The sequence below is a fragment of the Pseudomonas sp. QL9 genome, from assembly GCF_041409665.1.
Classification (GTDB): Bacteria; Pseudomonadota; Gammaproteobacteria; order Pseudomonadales; family Pseudomonadaceae; genus Pseudomonas; species Pseudomonas knackmussii.
In genome coordinates, this window is record NZ_CP166971.1 from 5112249 (window position 1) to 5128908 (window position 16660).

Genomic DNA, 16660 nt, shown 5'->3' on the forward strand with positions numbered 1-16660 from the left:
TTCAGACCCCGGCGAGGTGCAGCACCAGCTGCACCAGCCCATAGAGCAGCACGACGAAGATCAGGGTGAAGGCGATGCCCAGCAGGATGAAGTGGCTGGGCTTGCCGTAGGTGAAGTCGCGGGCGCGGTTCTTCCCGCTCTGCACGCCAAAGGCGGCGGCGAGCACGCTTTGCAGCATCTGCCAGAAGCTCGGCGGTTTGTTCTGCGATTCATCGTTCATGAAAGGCCCTCCTGCCTGCGGGCAAGCATAGCCCCGCTCAGAGTTCGATTTCGGTCCACTGGCGCTTCTGCCACATCACCGCGAAGATCGCTGAGGCCAGGCCGCGCTGCAGGATCTGCATGCTCCAGATCGCCAGCAGGCCGCCGCCCAGCACCGGGCCCACCAGGTACGCCAGCGGCAGGAAGAACAGCCACTGGTTGCCCAGGCTGACCGCCATCACCGTGCGTGTGGCGCCGGCGCCGAGCAGGGCCTGGGTGAGCACCAGCGCGGTGGCGTCTATCACCATACCCAGGCCGGTCAGGGTCAGCGGCACGCGGCCCAATTCGATCAATGTGGGGTCGCTGACGAACAGCCGCAGGATCGTCTCGGGGAACATCCAGAACGGCGTACCGAGCAACGCCAGCCCGCAGGCGGCGACCTTCACCACGTCCCAGCCCCAGCGATGCGCGCTGTCGAAATCGCGCTCGCCCATGCACTGGCTGACCAGGGTGGTGGCCGCCATGCCCAGGCCGATGCCCGGGAGGATCAGGAACAGCGCCAGGTTGATCAGCACGTGGGCCACCGCCAGCTCGCGGGTGCCGACCTGGCCGATGATCCAGAACAAAAAGGTGATGCCGGCGGCGAAGAAGAATTGCTGCAGCGAGTTGGGCAGCGACAGGCGCAGCATCACGCGGACGTCGCGCTCGCTCGGCCGGCGGGTGAGGAAGCCGTGGCCGCGGGCGTCGCGCCAGGTGATCCAGGCGTAGATCGCCGAGCCCAGGTAAAGCGCCAGCGTAGTGCCCAGGCCGCTGCCGATGGCGCCCATCTGCGGCAGGCCAAACAGGCCGTGGATCAGGCTGTAGCTGATGCCGGCGTTGGCCAGGTGCATGACCACCAGGGTGCGCATGTACATGCCCGAGCGGCGCGTGCCGTTCCAGTAGCCGCGGAAGGAGAAGTTCAGGCCCACCGCCAGCACCGAGAGCGCGCGCCACTCGAAGTAGGGCACGCCGATGTCGAGCACCTGCGGGTCGCTCGACAGCAGCCGCACTATGGGGTGGGCGAACAACAGGCAGATCAGGGTGATGGGAACCGCCAGGCCGAGGGAAACCAGCAGGCCGCAATTCAGCGGATCGGCCAGGCTCGCCTCGCGCCCCTCGCCACGGCGGCGCGCGACCATGGCCTGCACGCCGGCGCCCAGGCCCATGACGAGGGAGATGGCGACGAAGTTGGCGTAGCTGCCGATGCCCACGCCCGCCAGCGACTTCTCGCCCAGGTGGCCGACCATGGCGGCATCCACCAGGTTGAGCAGGCTCTGGCTGAGCATTCCGCCGATGATCGGCAAACCCAGGCTGAGAATGTTCTGAAGGCGCTGGCGCTCTAGCATGGCGTCTCTGGCAGCAGGTGTTCCGGCGATTCTTGGCTGGGCTGGCGGCGTGCCGGTGGCCGTTGCCCTTGAGGAGAGAGCCTAGCGTATGGGGAAGGACGCCGCGCGGCGTCCGGTCGGCTCAGGCGGGCGCGGTTCCGCTCGCCGGGCGTAGCGCGACGTCGGCGAACCACAGCTTCTTCCAGCGTTCGATGCGCTGTTCGGGTGGCAGTTGCTGCGGCGATGCCGGCGCCTCGGCGGCGAAGCCCGTATCGCTGCCGAGCGCGCGGACGTTCAAGGCGGCGAAGGTGCGGCCGTCCGCTTCGTAAGTCACGGCAACCAGCACGCCGCACTGGCGACAGAAGAGGAACTCGGCATTGCGGCTGCCATGCCGGTAACGCCCGGGCTCCTCGTGCCATTCGATGGCCAGGCTGCCGGCGGCATCGGAGATGTAAGCGGCGCCATGAGCCTGGCAGAACCCGCAATCGCAGGCGCGCGGTTGGTAATCGAGCGGTTCGCGGCTCAGGCCGACATGCACCTGGAGGTTGCCGCAGTGGCAGTTGCCGTGCAGGGGGTGGCTCATTTCGTCTCCAACAGCTGTATGGCGAGGCGTTCGGCGTGCTGGCGCAGTTCCGGCACGGCAGTGCTTTCCCAGTGGCTGGCGCGCAGCATGGGGCTGAGCAGGAATAGGTTTGGCTGCGCCTTGCCGGTGGCATCGAGCAGACGGTACTCAGAGTCGGTGTGCAGGCCCAGGCAGTTCGCGTCTTGCACGATCTGGCCGCGCGTCAGTAAGCCTTCGAGCAGTGGCTCGCCGATGTTCCGCAGATCCGTGCTCGGGCCGGTGCAGTTGATCAGGAAGTCGAAGCGTTCGCGTACAGGCCGGCTGTGGCCCCGCGGGCGGAATTCCAGCTGCAGGCCATCATCCCCGGCGTGAGCGGAGAGCAGCCGGCCGGCGCGAACCTGCAGTTGGCCACTATCGCGCAGTTCAGTGATGCGCTGGGCGACCGGTGGCGCCGCACGGTGGCGATGCACGTCCCAATACGGTTGCAGATGGCGGAGGAAGCGTCGGCGCTCGATGTCGCTCAGTTGCTGCCAGATTTGCGGGGTCAGCGGACGCAGGGCTGCAACCAGGTCGCGCCAGTCGTGTCCGTCCTTCGCTGCTTCACGAATCAGTCGGCGTAGGCTGCTGACGCGTTCGTTGAGGTGCATTGTCTGCCGGAAACTTTCCGGCAGCTCGGGCAACAGCGGATGTTGGGCGTTGTCGCGGTGCGCATGGGGCAGTAGGGCCCGGCGCGACAGGGCTGTGATCTGGCCGCGGTGCCCGTGGTCCTGCAGGGCCAGAGCCATGTCGTACATGGTCAGTCCGGTGCCGAGCAGGAGAACGCGTGCATCGCCCGGAATCTGTTCGAGGGCGCCAGCCTGCCACGGGTCGCGCAGGTAGCGCGGGTCGCCAGCCAGGCTCTGCAGCGCGGCGGGGGTGGACGGAGCGAAGTTGCCGGTGGCAATGATTACCTGGCGGCTGTCCAGGAGCTCTCCGTCATCGAGATGCAAACGCAGGTGATCGCCCTGGTCGACCAGTTCCACTACCTGCTGGCACAGGCTGCTGAAGCGCACGCCGGGTGCTGCTTCGGCGATGGCGTGGCCGAGGCGGTCCTGCAGGTAGTCGCCGTAGAAGCGTCGCGGCAGGAAGTCGCCGGGGCGTGCCTCGGGCAGTTGCCGGCGGGCGAATTCGAGGAAATCCGAGGGGCGTTCCGGGAACAGGCTCATGCGTTCGGCCGGGACGTTGAGGATGTGGCTGGCCGAGCGGGTGCCGTAGGCCAGCCCGCGGGCCAGTCGGCCGGAGCGGTTGATCAGGCTGACGCGCAGCGGTCCCTGGGCGCGGGTCAGCAATTGCACGGCCAGTGCCGTGCCGCAGAAGCCGCTGCCGATGATGGTGATGTGTTCCATGTTGCCCATCCTTCAATCGAGTGGGCGCAGGTTCGCAGAGCGAGGGGCGGTAGGCAACCGCGAGGGGACGGGGGTGAGACAAAGCGCCGCCCCGCGAACGCGGGGCGGCGTGGGGTCTTACTCGAACAGGCCGTGCCAGCAGTCGCTGAGCTCGCCGAGTTCGAAGGACTTGCACCAGCTCTGGCCTTTCAGCCACTGCTGGGCGGTCTCGCGGTCGGCTTCGCTGAGGCTGCCGACGGCGTTCAGGCACAGGTAGCCGGTGAACTCGCCGTCTTCGGTGGCGCCGCCGACGAAGACCCAGCCCTGGGCCTCGACGAAGTCGATCCACTGGTCGAGCACGTCATCCAGGTCGCCGCTGTAGTTCACTTCCAGGCTGAAGCCGAATTCCTTGAACTCGCCCAGGCGCAGCTTCTTCTGAAGGCGGCGCTTGCGGGGTTTTTCCATCTGTTCGGGGGTGAGGTATTTCATGTGTTTCTCCTGCTAATGGGGATCAGGCGTCGTAGCCCAGGTTCGGCGACAGCCAGCGCTCGCTGCTGGTCACTTCCTGGCCCTTGCGCGCGCTGTAGCTTTCGATCTGGTCCTTGTCGACCTTGCCGACGGCGAAGTACTGCGCCTGCGGATGGGCGAAGTACCAGCCGCTGACGGCGGCGGCGGGGAACATGGCGTAGTGCTCGGTCAGGGTCACGCCGGAGGTGCCCTTGGGGTCGAGCAGTTTGAACAGGGTGCCTTTCTCGGTGTGGTCAGGGCAGGCCGGGTAGCCGGGTGCCGGACGGATGCCGACGTACTGCTCCTTGATCCGCGCCTCGTTGTCCAGGTGCTCGTCGCGGGCGTAGCCCCAGTAGTCCTTGCGCACGCGCTCGTGCAGCCATTCGGCACAGGCTTCGGCGAGGCGGTCGGCGAGGGCCTTGACCATGATCGCGTTGTAGTCGTCGCCCTTGGCCTCGTAGGCCTTGGCGACTTCCTCGGCGCCGATGCCGGCGGTCGTGATGAAGCCGCCGACGTAGTCCTTCACACCGCTGTCCTTGGGCGCGACGAAGTCGGCCAGGCAGAAGTTCGGCTTGCCGTCGGTCTTGATGGTTTGCTGGCGCAGGTGGTGCAGGGTGGCCAGCTTGTGACCGTCCGTGCCGTAGACCTCCAGGTCGTCATGCTCGACCTGGTTGGCCGGCCAGAAGCCGAACACGGCCTTGGCGCGAATCAGCTTCTCGTCGATCAGCTTCTTCAGCATCGCCTGGGCGTCGTTGAACAGCGTGGTAGCCGCTTCGCCCACGACTTCGTCGGTGAGGATGCGCGGGTACTTGCCGGCCAGGTCCCAGGAGATGAAGAAGGGCGTCCAGTCGATGTAGTCGACCAGCACGTTGAGGTCGATGTCCTCCAGCACTTTGGTGCCGGTGAAGGAGGGGACCGGCGGCTGGTAGCCGGCCCAGTCGAATTTCGGCTTCGCGGCGATCGCCTGGGCATAGCTCAGGCGCTCGGTGCGGGCGCTGCGGTTGGCGGTGCGCTCGCGGACCTCGGCGTACTCCTCGCGCAGCTTGCGGGCGTACTCGGGTTTCATTTCCTTGGACAGCAGGGTGGTGGCCACGCCCACGGCGCGCGAGGCGTCGGTGACGTAGACCACGGCATCGTTGCTGTACTGCGGGTCGATCTTCACCGCGGTGTGTGCCTTGGAGGTGGTGGCACCACCGATCATCAGCGGCAGGTTGAAGCCCTGGCGCTGCATTTCCTTGGCGACGTGGACCATCTCGTCCAGCGACGGGGTGATCAGGCCGGACAGGCCGATGATGTCGCACTTTTCCTCGATGGCGGTCTTGAGGATCTTCTCCGCCGGCACCATCACGCCCAGGTCGACGATGTCGTAGCCGTTACAGCCGAGCACCACGCCGACGATGTTCTTGCCGATGTCGTGCACGTCGCCCTTGACGGTGGCCATGAGGATCTTGCCCTTGGCTTCCGGTTTGTCGCCCTTTTCCGCTTCGATGAACGGGATCAGGTGGGCCACGGCCTGCTTCATCACGCGAGCAGACTTGACCACCTGCGGGAGGAACATCTTGCCGGCGCCGAACAGGTCGCCGACCACGTTCATCCCGCTCATCAGCGGGCCTTCGATGACCTCGATGGGGCGCGCGCATTTCTGCCGGCACTCCTCGGTGTCTTCGACGATGTAAGTGGTGATGCCTTTCACCAGCGCGTGCTCAAGACGCTTCTCGACGCTATGGCTGCGCCATTCCTCGTCTTCCACTTCCTTGGTGGCGCCGCCGCCCTTGTACTTGTCGGCGATGGCGAGCAGGGCTTCGGTGGCGTCCGGGCTGCGGTTGAGCACCACGTCCTCGACCTTGTCGCGCAGCTCCTGCGGGATCTCGTCGTAGATCTCCAGCTGGCCGGCGTTGACGATGCCCATGGTCAGGCCGTTCTTGATCGCGTAGTAGAGGAACACCGAGTGGATCGCTTCGCGCACCGGGTTGTTGCCGCGGAACGAGAAGGACACGTTGGACACACCGCCCGAGCTCAGCGCGTAGGGCAGGTTGTCGCGGATGTAGGCGCAGGCGTTGATGAAGTCGACCGCGTAGTTGTTGTGCTCCTCGATGCCGGTGGCCACCGCGAAGATGTTCGGGTCGAAGATGATGTCTTCCGGCGGGAAGCCCACTTCGTTGACCAGGATGTCGTAGGAGCGCTGGCAGATCTCTTCCTTGCGCGCCTGGGTGTCGGCCTGGCCGGCTTCGTCGAAGGCCATCACCACTACGGCGGCGCCGTAGCGCTTGCACAGGCGGGCGTGGTGCTTGAACTGCTCGACGCCTTCCTTCATGGAGATCGAGTTGACGATGCCCTTGCCCTGGATGCACTTCAGGCCCGCCTCGATCACTTCCCACTTGGAGGAGTCGATCATGATGGGCACGCGGGAGATGTCCGGCTCGGACGCGATGAGGTTGAGGAAGGTGACCATGGCCGCCTTCGAGTCCAGCATGCCCTCGTCCATGTTGATGTCGATCACCTGGGCGCCGGCCTCGACCTGCTGCTGGGCCACTTCCAGGGCCTCGGCGTAGTTCTCCTCGCGGATCAGTCGGGCGAACTTGGCGGAACCGGTGATGTTGGTGCGCTCGCCGACGTTCACGAACAGCGAGTTGCGGTCGATGGTGAACGGCTCCAGGCCCGACAGGCGGCAGGCCTTGGGAATCTCGGGAATGGCCCGGGGCGCATACTTGGCGACGGCCTTGGCGATGGCCTCGATATGCCCGGGCGTGGTGCCGCAGCAACCGCCGATGATGTTCAGGAAGCCCGACGCGGCGAACTCCTCGACCACTTCGGCCATCTGCGCCGGGGTCTCGTCGTACTCACCGAAGGCGTTCGGCAGGCCGGCGTTGGGGTGCGCGGAGACGTGGGTGCCGGCCTTGGTCGCCAGCTCTTCCAGGTACGGGCGCAGTTCCTTGGCGCCGAGGGCGCAGTTCAGGCCCACGGAGATCGGGTTGGCGTGGCGCACCGAGTTCCAGAAGGCCTCGGTGGTCTGGCCGGACAGGGTGCGGCCGGAGGCGTCGGTGATGGTGCCGGAGATCATGATCGGCAGTTCGATGCCGAGTTCTTCGAAGACACCCTGCACGGCGAAGATCGCCGCCTTGGCGTTGAGGGTGTCGAAGATGGTTTCGATCAGGATCAGGTCGGCGCCGCCTTCGATCAGGCCGCGGGTCGCCTCGCTGTAGTTTTCCACCAGTTCGTCGAAGGTGACGTTGCGGAAGCCGGGGTCGTTGACGTCGGGGGAGATCGAGCAAGTGCGGCTGGTCGGGCCGAGCACGCCGGCGACGAAGCGCGGGCGGTCGGGGGTCTCGGCGGTCTTGGCGTCGGCCACTTCACGGGCCAGGCGCGCGCCTTCGACGTTCAGTTCGTAGACCAGCTCCTCCATGTCGTAGTCCGCCTGGGATACGCGGGTGGCGTTGAAGGTGTTGGTCTCGAGGATGTCGGCGCCGGCGTCCAGGTAGGCCTTCTCGATGGACTGGATGACGTCCGGGCGGGTGAGCAGCAGCAGGTCGTTGTTGCCCTTCACGTCGCTCGGCCAGTCGGCGAAGCGGGCGCCGCGGTAGTCCTCTTCCTGCAGCTTGTAGCTCTGGATCATGGTGCCCATGCCGCCGTCGAGGATCAGGATGCGATCCTTCAGAGCTTGCTGTAGGGCTTGCTGGCGAGCGGCACGATCTTTCATGGGAACTACCTGGAAAAGGCTGTGACAAAGGGGCGGTGATAATAGCAAAGCTGCAAGAGATTTGAGCTTGTGGCGGATTTGCATGAGCGCGATTCATGTTGAATCCATCGCTCATTGACCGAAAATCCTCGCCAACCCGCTAGAATCCGCCCATTCACGAGGTTGGGAGACCTACATGTCCTTGCGCGCATCCCTTGCGTTGACCATGGCGTTCATGCTGCTTGCCGGCGGTGCGCGTGCCGCGAACATTTCCTACAGCAAGGACATACAGCCGATCTTCACCGACAAGTGCGTGGCCTGCCATGCCTGCTACGACTCGCCTTGCCAGCTGAACCTCAGCGCCGCCGAAGGCGCCCAGCGCGGCGCCAACAAGCTGCCGGTGTACAACGGCTCGCGCACCAAGGCCCAGGACACCACCCGCTTGTTCCTCGACGCCCATGGCGCCGATGCCTGGCGGCGCAAGGACTTCTGGTCGGTGCTCGACGCGCGCAACGGCCAGGCGGCGCTGATGGCGCGCATGATCGACCTGGGCCACAACCACCCGCTGGTGCCCAACGCGAAGATCCCCGACGGCCTCGACCTGTCGATCAACCGCAGCAACCAGTGCCCGACGCCGGACAGCATCGACGACTTCGTGGCGAAGAATCCGCGCAGTGGCATGCCCTTCGCCGTCAGCGGGCTGAGCGACCAGCAGTACGGCACCCTGAAGAAATGGCTGGCCGAGGGCGCGCCGGTCGACGAGCAGGCCTGGCTGCCGTCCGCCGCCGAGGCGCGCCAGGTCAACGCCTGGGAGACTTTCCTCAACCAGCGCGGCGCGCGCGAGACGCTGGTGTCGCGCTGGCTCTACGAACATCTGTTCCTCGCCCACCTGTACTTCCAGGACAAGGGCGCGCCGGGGCATTTCTTCCAACTGGTGCGCTCACGCACGCCCAGCGGCCTGGCCATCGACCCGATCCCGACGCGCCGTCCCAACGACGACCCAGGCGTCGAGTTCTACTACCGCCTGTGGCCGATCCAGGGCGTGATCGTGCACAAGACCCACATCACCTATCCGCTGAGCCCGGCCAAGCTGGCGCACACCCGCGAGCTGTTCTTCAGCGGCGACTGGACGACCGACAAGGTGCCCGGCTACGGCCTGCAGCATCGTGCCAACCCCTTCGAGACCTTCGCCGCCATCCCGGCGCGGGCGCGCTACCAGTTCATGCTGGACAACGCCGAGTACTTCGTCCGCACCTTCATCCGCGGGCCGGTGTGCCGCGGGCAGATCGCCACCGACGTGATCCGCGACAACTTCTGGACGTTCTTCCAGGACCCGGACCACGACCTCTACATCACCGATCCGGTCTATCGGGCCAAGGCCACGCCGCTGCTGGCGCTGCCCGGGCAGATCGACGACATGAGCCAGATGCTGCAGCAGTGGACCGCCTACCGCGACAAGCGCAACCAGTACGAGGCGCTGCGCCTGGACACCTACGAGGATGCGCCGGCGCCGACCTGGGCGGACATCTGGCGCGGCAACGACAACGCGCTGCTGTCGATCTTCCGCCAGTACGACAGCGCCTCGGTGCGCAAGGGCCTGATCGGCGGCGTGCCGCAGACGATGTGGTGGATGGATTACCCGCTGCTCGAACGCACCTACTACGGGCTGGTGGTCAACTTCGACGTCTTCGGCAACGTCTCGCACCAGGCGCAGACGCGGCTGTACTTCGACCTGATCCGCAACGGCGCCGAGCAGAACTTCCTCCGCCTGATGCCGGTAGCCGCGCGGCCGAAGCTGCTCGACGACTGGTACCAGAACAGCGGCAAGCTGAAGATGTGGCTGGACTATCAGAACCTCGAAAACGACGCGCCCAGCGATCTTGGCCTGCCCGAGCACGGTTCCAAGGGTGCCTTCGCCAGCGAGTTGCTGCGTCGCTTCGCCAGCCTCAATGCGCGGCCCGATCCGATCAACCTGTGCCAGAGCGGTGCCTGCTACCGGCCGCAGGTGCCGCGTCCGCTGCAGGATGCCGAGCAGGCCCTCAGCCGCCTTTCCGGGCGGCCGGCGGCGGGGCTCAAGGTGATCGATTTCCTGCCCGAGGCGACCATGGTGCGCGTCGAGCTGGCCGACGGTAAGCGCGAGATCTATACGGTCCTGCGCAACCGCGCGCACAGCAACGTCGCCTTCATGCTCGGCGAGTCGCTGCGCTACCAGCCGGGGCTGGACACCCTGACGATCTACCCGGGCGTGCTCTCCAGCTATCCGAACTTCATGTTCTCGCTCAAGGCAGAAGAGGCGGGCGACTTCGTCAGCGCGCTGGAGCAGGCGAAGGACCAGGCGGGCTTCGAGCAGGTGGTCGAGCACTGGGGCATCCGCCGCAGCAACCCGCAGTTCTGGACCTACTTCCACGACCTCGACGCCTACCTGCGCGAATTCGAGCCGGTGGAGGCGGGCATCCTCGATATGAACCGCTACGAGAACCTCTGATCCCCGCCCCTCCTGCGGGAGCAGCAGTCTTTTGGGCTCCCGCGTTCGCGGGAGTGACGGGATCAAGATTCGCTTTCCGCTGCGTCGTCCCCGCGAACGCGGGGATCCAGAAACCGGGAGCGCCCGTGTTCGGACGCCAACTGCGAATTATTCCTACCAAATTAGTAGGGCTTTCTCCGCCAGGGGCGAATGACGTACACTGGCGGCACGTTTGCGAGGAGTTGCCATGAGCGCCATCACCATTACCGAAGCTGCCCAGGGTTACCTGGCCGAACTGCTGGCCAAGCAGGACACCCCCGGGATCGGCATTCGCATCTTCATCACCCAGCCCGGTACCCAGTACGCCGAAACCTGCATCGCCTACTGCAAGCCGGGCGAGCAGAAGCCGGAAGACACCCCGGTCGGCCTGAAGGATTTCACCGCCTACATCGACGCCATCAGCGAGCCCTTCCTGGAAGACGCCGTGGTCGACTACGCGACCGACCGCATGGGCGGCCAGCTGACCATCAAGGCGCCGAACGCCAAGGTGCCGATGGTCAACGAAGACAGCCCGATCACCGAGCGCATCAACTACTACCTGCAGACCGAGATCAACCCCGGTCTGGCCAGCCACGGCGGCCAGGTGAGCCTGGTGGACGTGGTCGAGGACAACATTGCCGTGCTGCGTTTCGGCGGCGGTTGCCAGGGCTGCGGCGCGGTCGAGATGACCCTCAAGGACGGCGTCGAGAAGACATTGAAAGAGCGCATCCCGGAGCTGAACGGTGTACGTGACGTCACCGACCACAGCAACCGCGAGAACGCCTACTACTGATAGGTGTACGCGACGCATGAAAAAGGCGGCCCTGGGGCCGCCTTTTTCGTTTCCGTGTCGCTCAGCCCTTGGCCGCGCTGACCCCTTCTAGGGTGGCGAAGGAGGTGTCCTTGGCGGTGAGCAGGAAGTCGCGCATGAAGGGCGCGTCCAGCATGTCTGCGCGGATGGCTGCGTACAGCGTGCAGTACAGGCCCTTCTCGCCGAGGCGCTTGGCGGTCACGTAACCGCGCGAGCTGTACTCGTGCAAAGCCCAGTTCGGCAGGCAGCAGACGCCACGGCCGGAAGCCACCAGCTGCATCATCATCACGGTCAGCTCGGCGGTGCGCACCTGCGCCGGCTCGACGTCGGCCGGTTCGAGGAAGCGGGTGAAGACGTCCAGGCGATCGCGCTCCACCGGGTAGGTGATCAGCGTCTGGCTGGCCAGGTCATCCGGCACAATGAAGGGCTTTGCCGCCAGTGCGTGGTGATTGTCCACGGCCAGCAGCGCCTCATAGGTGAACAGCGGTACGTAGGTGATGCCGGCGATCTCCACCGGGTCCGAGGTCACCACCAGGTCGAGGTCGCCGCGCGCCAGCGCCGGCAGCGGGGCGAAGGAGAAGCCCGAGGCGAGGTCCAGCTCCACTTCCGGCCAGGCATCGCGGAACTGGTCGATGGTCGGCATCAGCCACTGGAAGCAGCTGTGGCACTCGATGGCCATGTGCAGACGTCCGGCGGTGCCCCCGGCCAGGCGCGCCAGGTCGCGCTCGGCCGCGCGCAGCTGCGGCAGTACCGAATCGGCCAGCTGCAGCAGGCGCAGGCCGGCGCTGGTGAAGCGCACAGGCTTGGTCTTGCGGATGAACAGCGACAGCCCGAGGCGGTCCTCCAGTTCCTTGAACTGGTGGGAGAGGGCGGACTGGGTCAGGTGCAGGCGCTCGGCGGCTTCCACCAGGCTGTCGGCTTCCCGCAGGGCGTGCAGGGTTTTCAGATGGCGGAGTTCGAGCATGGTGCAGCTCCCAACATGAGGAAAACTTGATTTCAACGCGAATGGATTGAGTTTGTCTCATGGGGTGGCGGCTGTCGACAATGCGCGGCATCAATTCGCACTTCTGGAGTTCCCCGCCATGGCACTGGCCCATTCCCTCGGCTTCCCCCGCATCGGCTACGACCGCGAGCAGCGCGCTGCGCGCTGGCAATTGCAGAGGGATGCCGGTATCGACCTTCTGCCAGTGGCCGACTTTGCAGGCGGTGACCAGGTGCTCGCGCATTCCCTGGGTTTTGGGGTGGTTGCCGAATCCCGATCGGGAGAGGTTGCGCCGAGCGTCGACTTGGGCCGCTGGTTCGATGGCGTGCATCACTACGCCATTCCGCAATTCGACGCCGACCAGCACTTCCGGCTCGATTGGGAGGCGCTGTTCGAGGAGGTCGAGGCAGCTCGCGCACTCGGTCACCAGGTCAAGCCGGTACTACTCGGCCCGATCAGCTACCTCTGGCTCGGGCAGAGCAAGGACGCCGGATTTGACCGGCTCGATCTGCTGGAGCGCCTGCTGCCGGTGTACGGCGAGATCTTCCAGCGCCTGGCCGGGCAGGGCGTGGAGTGGGTGCAGATCGACGAACCCGTCCTGGCGTTGGAATTGCCGCAGGCATGGAAAAACGCCTTCGAGCGCGCCTACAACCTGCTGCAGCGCGACCCTCTGAAGAAGCTGGTTGCGGCCTGTTTTGGCGGCCTGCAAGACAACCTGGGCGTCGCCGTGGGGTTGCCGGTGGACGGACTGCATGTCGACCTCGTTGGCGCTCCCGATCAGTACCCGGCCGTGCTCGACCGCCTGCCGGCGTACAAGGTGCTGTCGCTCGGTCTGGTCGACGCTCGCAATGAAGGCGCGGGTGACTTGCGCCAGGCGTTCGAGGTGCTGCGGCATGCCCACGACCGGCTGGGCGAGCGTCTCTGGGTGGCGCCGTCCTCGTCGCTATCGGGCGCTTCGCTGCTGCCCTCGAGGGATGATTCTGTGGATACGGAGCTGAGCTTCGGCGTTCGCAAGTGCCGCGACGTGGGCATCCTTACCCGCGCCCTGAGTAATCCCGATGCGTTGTCCAGCCTGGCGGCCTGCGCCGCGTAAGCGTGAATAAGGGGCTGGCTGCGGGCTCGGTATAGCGCCCGCAGCTGACCGAAGGTCACGACCGCTCAGCGCCTTTCATCAAAGTGTCACTGTTGTGTGGCAGAGCGCCGTACGAAATTTCATCAGAATCCGCCTTCACTGGGATTCTGCATTTCGGATTTTCACATGCGTGCGTTTCTGCTGGCGCTGGCACTTCTGTGCTCAGCGCCCCTCTCTGCTTTTGCCAGCGATCGCTGCGATCCACGGGTTCCGACCGAGACTGTGGACCTGGGCGACGTGCGCCTGGCCTACCAGAGCATCGGTTCGCCCAAGGACCCGACTCTGCTGCTGATCATGGGCCTGGGCGGGCAGCTCATCCATTGGCCGGACGAGGTGGTGCAGGCGCTCTGCCAGCAGGGGTTCCGCGTGCTCCGCTACGACAACCGCGACGTCGGCCTCAGCGCCTGGCGGGTGCCGACGCCCAGCGCCAATCTCACCTATGAAGTGATCCGCTACCGCCTCGGCCTGCCGGTCAGCGCGCCCTACAGCCTTACTGACATGGCCTGGGACGCGCTGCGTCTGCTCGATGCCCTGCACGTCGAGCGCGCTCATGTACTGGGCGCCAGCATGGGCGGGATGATCGCGCAGCATGTCGCCGACCTCGCCCCGCAACGGGTGACCAGCCTGACCCTGGTGATGACCAGCTCCGGCGCCGAAGGCCTGCCGGCGCCCAGTGACAGCCTGCTCAAACTGCTTGCCCGGCGTGAAGCGAGCAGCCGCGAACAGGCCCTGGAGCAGCAGGCCGACCTGCTTGCCGCGCTCGGCAGCCCGCAGGTGAAGGACGACCGCCAGCAGCTGCTGCATCAGGCGGCGGTGTCCTACGACCGCGCCTTCAACCCCGAAGGCGTGCAGCGCCAGATGCTGGCGATCCTCGCCGAACCCAGCCGGGTCGATCTGCTCAACCGCCTGGACGTGCCGACCCTGGTGATCCACGGCACCGCCGATCCGCTGCTGCCGGTCATGCACGGCGTGCACGTGGCGGCGCATATCCGCGGCTCCGAGCTGAAGCTGATCCCCGGCATGGCGCATCGCTTCCAGGAAGCCTTCAAGGAGCCGCTGCTGTCGGCGGTGTTGCCCTACCTGCGGGCGCACCAGGCGAGCGGCCACGTCGCTCAGCTCTGACCGCGCCGGGCGAGTCGATCGCCGCACGCATTCCCTTCTTCTGATCCCGTCCGGCGCCTTGCGGCGCTACGGACCGGGCTTGCCCGGATATCTGTAGGCCTGCCGGCAGTTGCTGCGTGCTCTTGCAGTGCGGAAAGGTTGCAGGCAGACTGTTAACCGATAGATTGGCGTTATCTAATAGTTAACAAGCGGACCGTAACTTCCACGACAGCGGCCCTTGGTTCCAGAAGTCGATCGATCTCTCACTAGAACAACAAAGGGGGCCGGCCTGCCCCTCAGCGAGGAGTTGATTCATGAACGATTTCCAGCGTCTGCCCGCCGATTTCTGCAGCAACCCCGAAGAGGCGTACACCATTCCGGCGCAGTTCTACACGAGCGCGGCGGTATTCGAGCACGAGAAGGAAGCCATCTTCGCCCGCAGCTGGATCTGCGTGGCGCACCGCAGCGAAGTGGCGGAGAACAACGCCTACATCACCCGCGAGGTGATCGGCGAAAGCATCATCGTCGTGCGCGGCCGCGACGGCGTGCTGCGTGCCTTCTACAACGTCTGTCCGCACCGCGGCCACCAGTTGCTCGAAGGCAGCGGCAAGGCCAGGAACGTCATTGCCTGCCCCTACCATGCCTGGACCTTCAAGCTCGACGGCGAACTGAGCCACGCGCGCAACTGCGACGCGGTGCAGGGCTTCGACAAGGGCGACTTCGGCCTGGTGTCGCTGCGCGTCGAGGAGTACGCCGGCTTCATCTTCATCAACATGGATGCCGAAGCGGGCAGCGTCGAAGACCAGTTGCCCGGCCTGGAAGCGCGCATGCGCCAGGCCTGCGCGGTGATCGACGACCTGCACCTGGCGGCACGCTTCGTCACTCGCACGCCGGCCAACTGGAAGTCCATCGTCGACAACTACCTGGAGTGCTACCACTGCGCCCCGGCGCACCCGAGCTTCGCCGACTCGGTGGACGTCAGCCAGTACGGCCACTCCCTGCATGGCAACTGGACCTTGCAGCATGGCGTGGCGAAGTCCTCCGAGCAGTCGTTCAAGCTCGCCGAGTCGGTCGCCGACCCTGCCTACTCGGGCTTCTGGGCCTGGCCTTGCAGCATGTTCAACGTGCCGCCGGGCGGCGACTTCATGACCGTGATCTACGAGTTCCCGGTCGATGCGGAAACCACCCTGCAGCACTACGACATCTACTTCCTGAACAAGGACATCACCCCCGAGCAGCAGGCGCTGATCGACTGGTACCGCGACGTCTTCCGCCCGGAAGACCTGCGCCTGGTGGAAAGCGTGCAGAAGGGCCTGAAGTCGCGCGGGTATCGCGGCCAGGGGCGGATCATGGTGGACAAGCAGCGCAGCGGGATCAGCGAGCATGGCATCGCGCACTTCCACAACCTGATCGCGGTGGCTCACCTGGACGCCTGAAAGCGGCCTTTCTGACTTTCAACGAGCGGTGCCCTGCGGTCGAGGTGAAAGATGAGCAATCCCTACGAGATGTTCGAGGTCCGGGTCAGCGCGATAGAACAGGCGTCTCCCCTGATCAAGCGCTTCACCCTGGTGCGCGAGGACGGCCAGCCGCTGCCGGCGTTCAGCGGCGGCAGCCACGTGATCGTGCAGGGCGACAGCTTCAGCAACGCCTACTCGCTGATGAGCGACCCGCGCGACCTCAGTCACTACCAGATCGGTGTGCGCCTGGAGGAGCCGTCCAAGGGCGGCTCGGCCTTCATGCACCAGCAAGTGGAAGTCGGCACCCGGCTGACCATTTCAACGCCGAACAACCTGTTCGCCCTGGACCCGAGCGCGGCGCGCCACGTGCTGATCGCCGGCGGCATCGGCATCACGCCGTTCCTGGCGCAACTGCACGACCTGGAAGGCGGCGACACGCCCTACGAGCTGCACTACGCCTTCCGCAGCCCGGAACACGGCGCTTTCCTGGGTGACCTGGAAGCCGGTCCGCACGCCAGGTACGCGCGTTTCTACATCGACAGCCTGGATCGCAGGCTCGACCTCAAGGTGCTGTTCGCCGGCCTGGAAGAGGGCGCGCACCTCTACGTGTGCGGTCCCAAGCCGCTGATCGATGGGGTGATCGATGGCGCCAAGGCTGCCGGCATTGCCGGTGAGTGCGTGCACTGGGAACAGTTCGCCGCCGACCCGGCCGAAGGCGCCGCCTTCACCGTGGTGCTGGCGCGTTCCGGTCGCGAGCTGCGGGTGGAGGAGGGCATGACCATCCTCCAGGCCATCGAGAACGTGAAGGCGGCCAAGGTGGAGTGCCTGTGCCGCGAGGGCGTTTGCGGCACCTGCGAGACGGCCATCCTCGAAGGCGAGGCGGAGCACTTCGACCAGTACCTGTCCGACGCTGAGAAAGCATCCCAGCAGAGCCTGATGCTCTGCGTGTCGCGCTCGCGCACGGCGCGGCTGGTGATCGATCTCTAAGGTTTGGCTCTTTGTA

General features: G+C 65.7%; 12 protein-coding genes and 1 pseudogene. 6 read left to right on the plus strand and 7 right to left on the minus strand.

Annotated elements, in window-relative coordinates:
• Position 1: 1 nt before the first annotated feature.
• From ACA097_RS23825 to metH, 6 genes are all read right to left on the minus strand, one after another.
• Entirely contained in the window at positions 2 to 220 is a 219-nt protein-coding gene (locus tag ACA097_RS23825) for a DUF2970 domain-containing protein (protein ID WP_371366418.1), read from the minus strand.
• A 37-nt stretch (positions 221 to 257) separates the two neighbouring features.
• On the minus strand, positions 258 to 1583 hold the full coding sequence (locus tag ACA097_RS23830) for an MATE family efflux transporter (protein WP_371366420.1): 1326 nt from the start codon (positions 1581 to 1583) through the stop codon (positions 258 to 260).
• A gap of 121 nt (positions 1584 to 1704) precedes the next feature.
• A complete protein-coding gene (locus ACA097_RS23835) occupies positions 1705 to 2145 on the minus strand; it encodes a GFA family protein (protein WP_371366422.1) in 441 nt (146 codons plus the stop codon).
• Entirely contained in the window at positions 2142 to 3509 is a 1368-nt protein-coding gene (locus ACA097_RS23840; protein ID WP_371366424.1) for an FAD/NAD(P)-binding protein, read from the minus strand. The genes ACA097_RS23835 and ACA097_RS23840 overlap by 4 nt, the downstream gene beginning before the upstream one ends.
• A gap of 117 nt (positions 3510 to 3626) precedes the next feature.
• Complete coding sequence (locus ACA097_RS23845) at positions 3627 to 3977, minus strand: YggL family protein (protein WP_371366426.1); 351 nt, start codon at positions 3975 to 3977, stop codon at positions 3627 to 3629.
• Positions 3978 to 3999: 22 nt separating this feature from the next.
• A complete protein-coding gene (gene metH, locus ACA097_RS23850) occupies positions 4000 to 7692 on the minus strand; it encodes a methionine synthase (protein WP_371366428.1) in 3693 nt (1230 codons plus the stop codon).
• A 205-nt stretch (positions 7693 to 7897) separates the two neighbouring features.
• Here metH and ACA097_RS23855 point away from each other — a divergent pair, with 205 nt between their 5' ends.
• A complete protein-coding gene (locus tag ACA097_RS23855) occupies positions 7898 to 10156 on the plus strand; it encodes a fatty acid cis/trans isomerase (protein WP_371370565.1) in 2259 nt (752 codons plus the stop codon).
• A 226-nt stretch (positions 10157 to 10382) separates the two neighbouring features.
• Positions 10383 to 10967, plus strand: coding sequence for a Fe-S biogenesis protein NfuA (gene nfuA, locus ACA097_RS23860; protein WP_043253301.1), 585 nt, complete (start codon positions 10383 to 10385; stop codon positions 10965 to 10967).
• A 61-nt stretch (positions 10968 to 11028) separates the two neighbouring features.
• Here the strand turns inward: nfuA and metR are convergent, their stop codons facing one another.
• On the minus strand, positions 11029 to 11949 hold the full coding sequence (gene metR / locus ACA097_RS23865) for a transcriptional regulator MetR (RefSeq protein WP_043253300.1): 921 nt from the start codon (positions 11947 to 11949) through the stop codon (positions 11029 to 11031).
• A gap of 118 nt (positions 11950 to 12067) precedes the next feature.
• Here metR and ACA097_RS23870 point away from each other — a divergent pair.
• From ACA097_RS23870 to ACA097_RS23885, 4 genes and pseudogenes are all read left to right on the plus strand, one after another.
• A pseudogene (locus ACA097_RS23870) lies at positions 12068 to 13048 on the plus strand (5-methyltetrahydropteroyltriglutamate--homocysteine S-methyltransferase); the annotation flags it as partial.
• A 177-nt stretch (positions 13049 to 13225) separates the two neighbouring features.
• A complete protein-coding gene (locus ACA097_RS23875; protein WP_371366431.1) occupies positions 13226 to 14221 on the plus strand; it encodes an alpha/beta fold hydrolase in 996 nt (331 codons plus the stop codon).
• A gap of 293 nt (positions 14222 to 14514) precedes the next feature.
• Positions 14515 to 15636: an aromatic ring-hydroxylating dioxygenase subunit alpha gene (locus tag ACA097_RS23880; protein WP_371366433.1), complete on the plus strand. Its 1122-nt coding sequence runs from the start codon at positions 14515 to 14517 to the stop codon at positions 15634 to 15636.
• Between the two features lie 51 nt (positions 15637 to 15687).
• On the plus strand, positions 15688 to 16644 hold the full coding sequence (locus ACA097_RS23885) for a 2Fe-2S iron-sulfur cluster-binding protein (RefSeq protein ID WP_371366435.1): 957 nt from the start codon (positions 15688 to 15690) through the stop codon (positions 16642 to 16644).
• Positions 16645 to 16660 lie beyond the last annotated feature (16 nt).

Bases quoted from the DNA above. Each gene is read 5' to 3' on its own strand.
- ACA097_RS23880 (WP_371366433.1), top strand. From the start codon at position 14,515: ATGAACGATTTCCAGCGTCTGCCCGCCGATTTCTGCAGCAACCCCGAA.
- ACA097_RS23855 (WP_371370565.1), top strand. From the start codon at position 7,898: ATGGCGTTCATGCTGCTTGCCGGCGGTGCGCGTGCCGCGAACATTTCC.
- metR (WP_043253300.1), bottom strand. From the start codon at position 11,949: ATGCTCGAACTCCGCCATCTGAAAACCCTGCACGCCCTGCGGGAAGCC.
- ACA097_RS23845 (WP_371366426.1), bottom strand. From the start codon at position 3,977: ATGAAATACCTCACCCCCGAACAGATGGAAAAACCCCGCAAGCGCCGC.
- ACA097_RS23875 (WP_371366431.1), top strand. From the start codon at position 13,226: ATGCGTGCGTTTCTGCTGGCGCTGGCACTTCTGTGCTCAGCGCCCCTC.
- ACA097_RS23825 (WP_371366418.1), bottom strand. From the start codon at position 220: ATGAACGATGAATCGCAGAACAAACCGCCGAGCTTCTGGCAGATGCTG.
- nfuA (WP_043253301.1), top strand. From the start codon at position 10,383: ATGAGCGCCATCACCATTACCGAAGCTGCCCAGGGTTACCTGGCCGAA.
- metH (WP_371366428.1), bottom strand. From the start codon at position 7,692: ATGAAAGATCGTGCCGCTCGCCAGCAAGCCCTACAGCAAGCTCTGAAG.
- ACA097_RS23840 (WP_371366424.1), bottom strand. From the start codon at position 3,509: ATGGAACACATCACCATCATCGGCAGCGGCTTCTGCGGCACGGCACTG.
- ACA097_RS23835 (WP_371366422.1), bottom strand. From the start codon at position 2,145: ATGAGCCACCCCCTGCACGGCAACTGCCACTGCGGCAACCTCCAGGTG.
- ACA097_RS23830 (WP_371366420.1), bottom strand. From the start codon at position 1,583: ATGCTAGAGCGCCAGCGCCTTCAGAACATTCTCAGCCTGGGTTTGCCG.
- ACA097_RS23885 (WP_371366435.1), top strand. From the start codon at position 15,688: ATGAGCAATCCCTACGAGATGTTCGAGGTCCGGGTCAGCGCGATAGAA.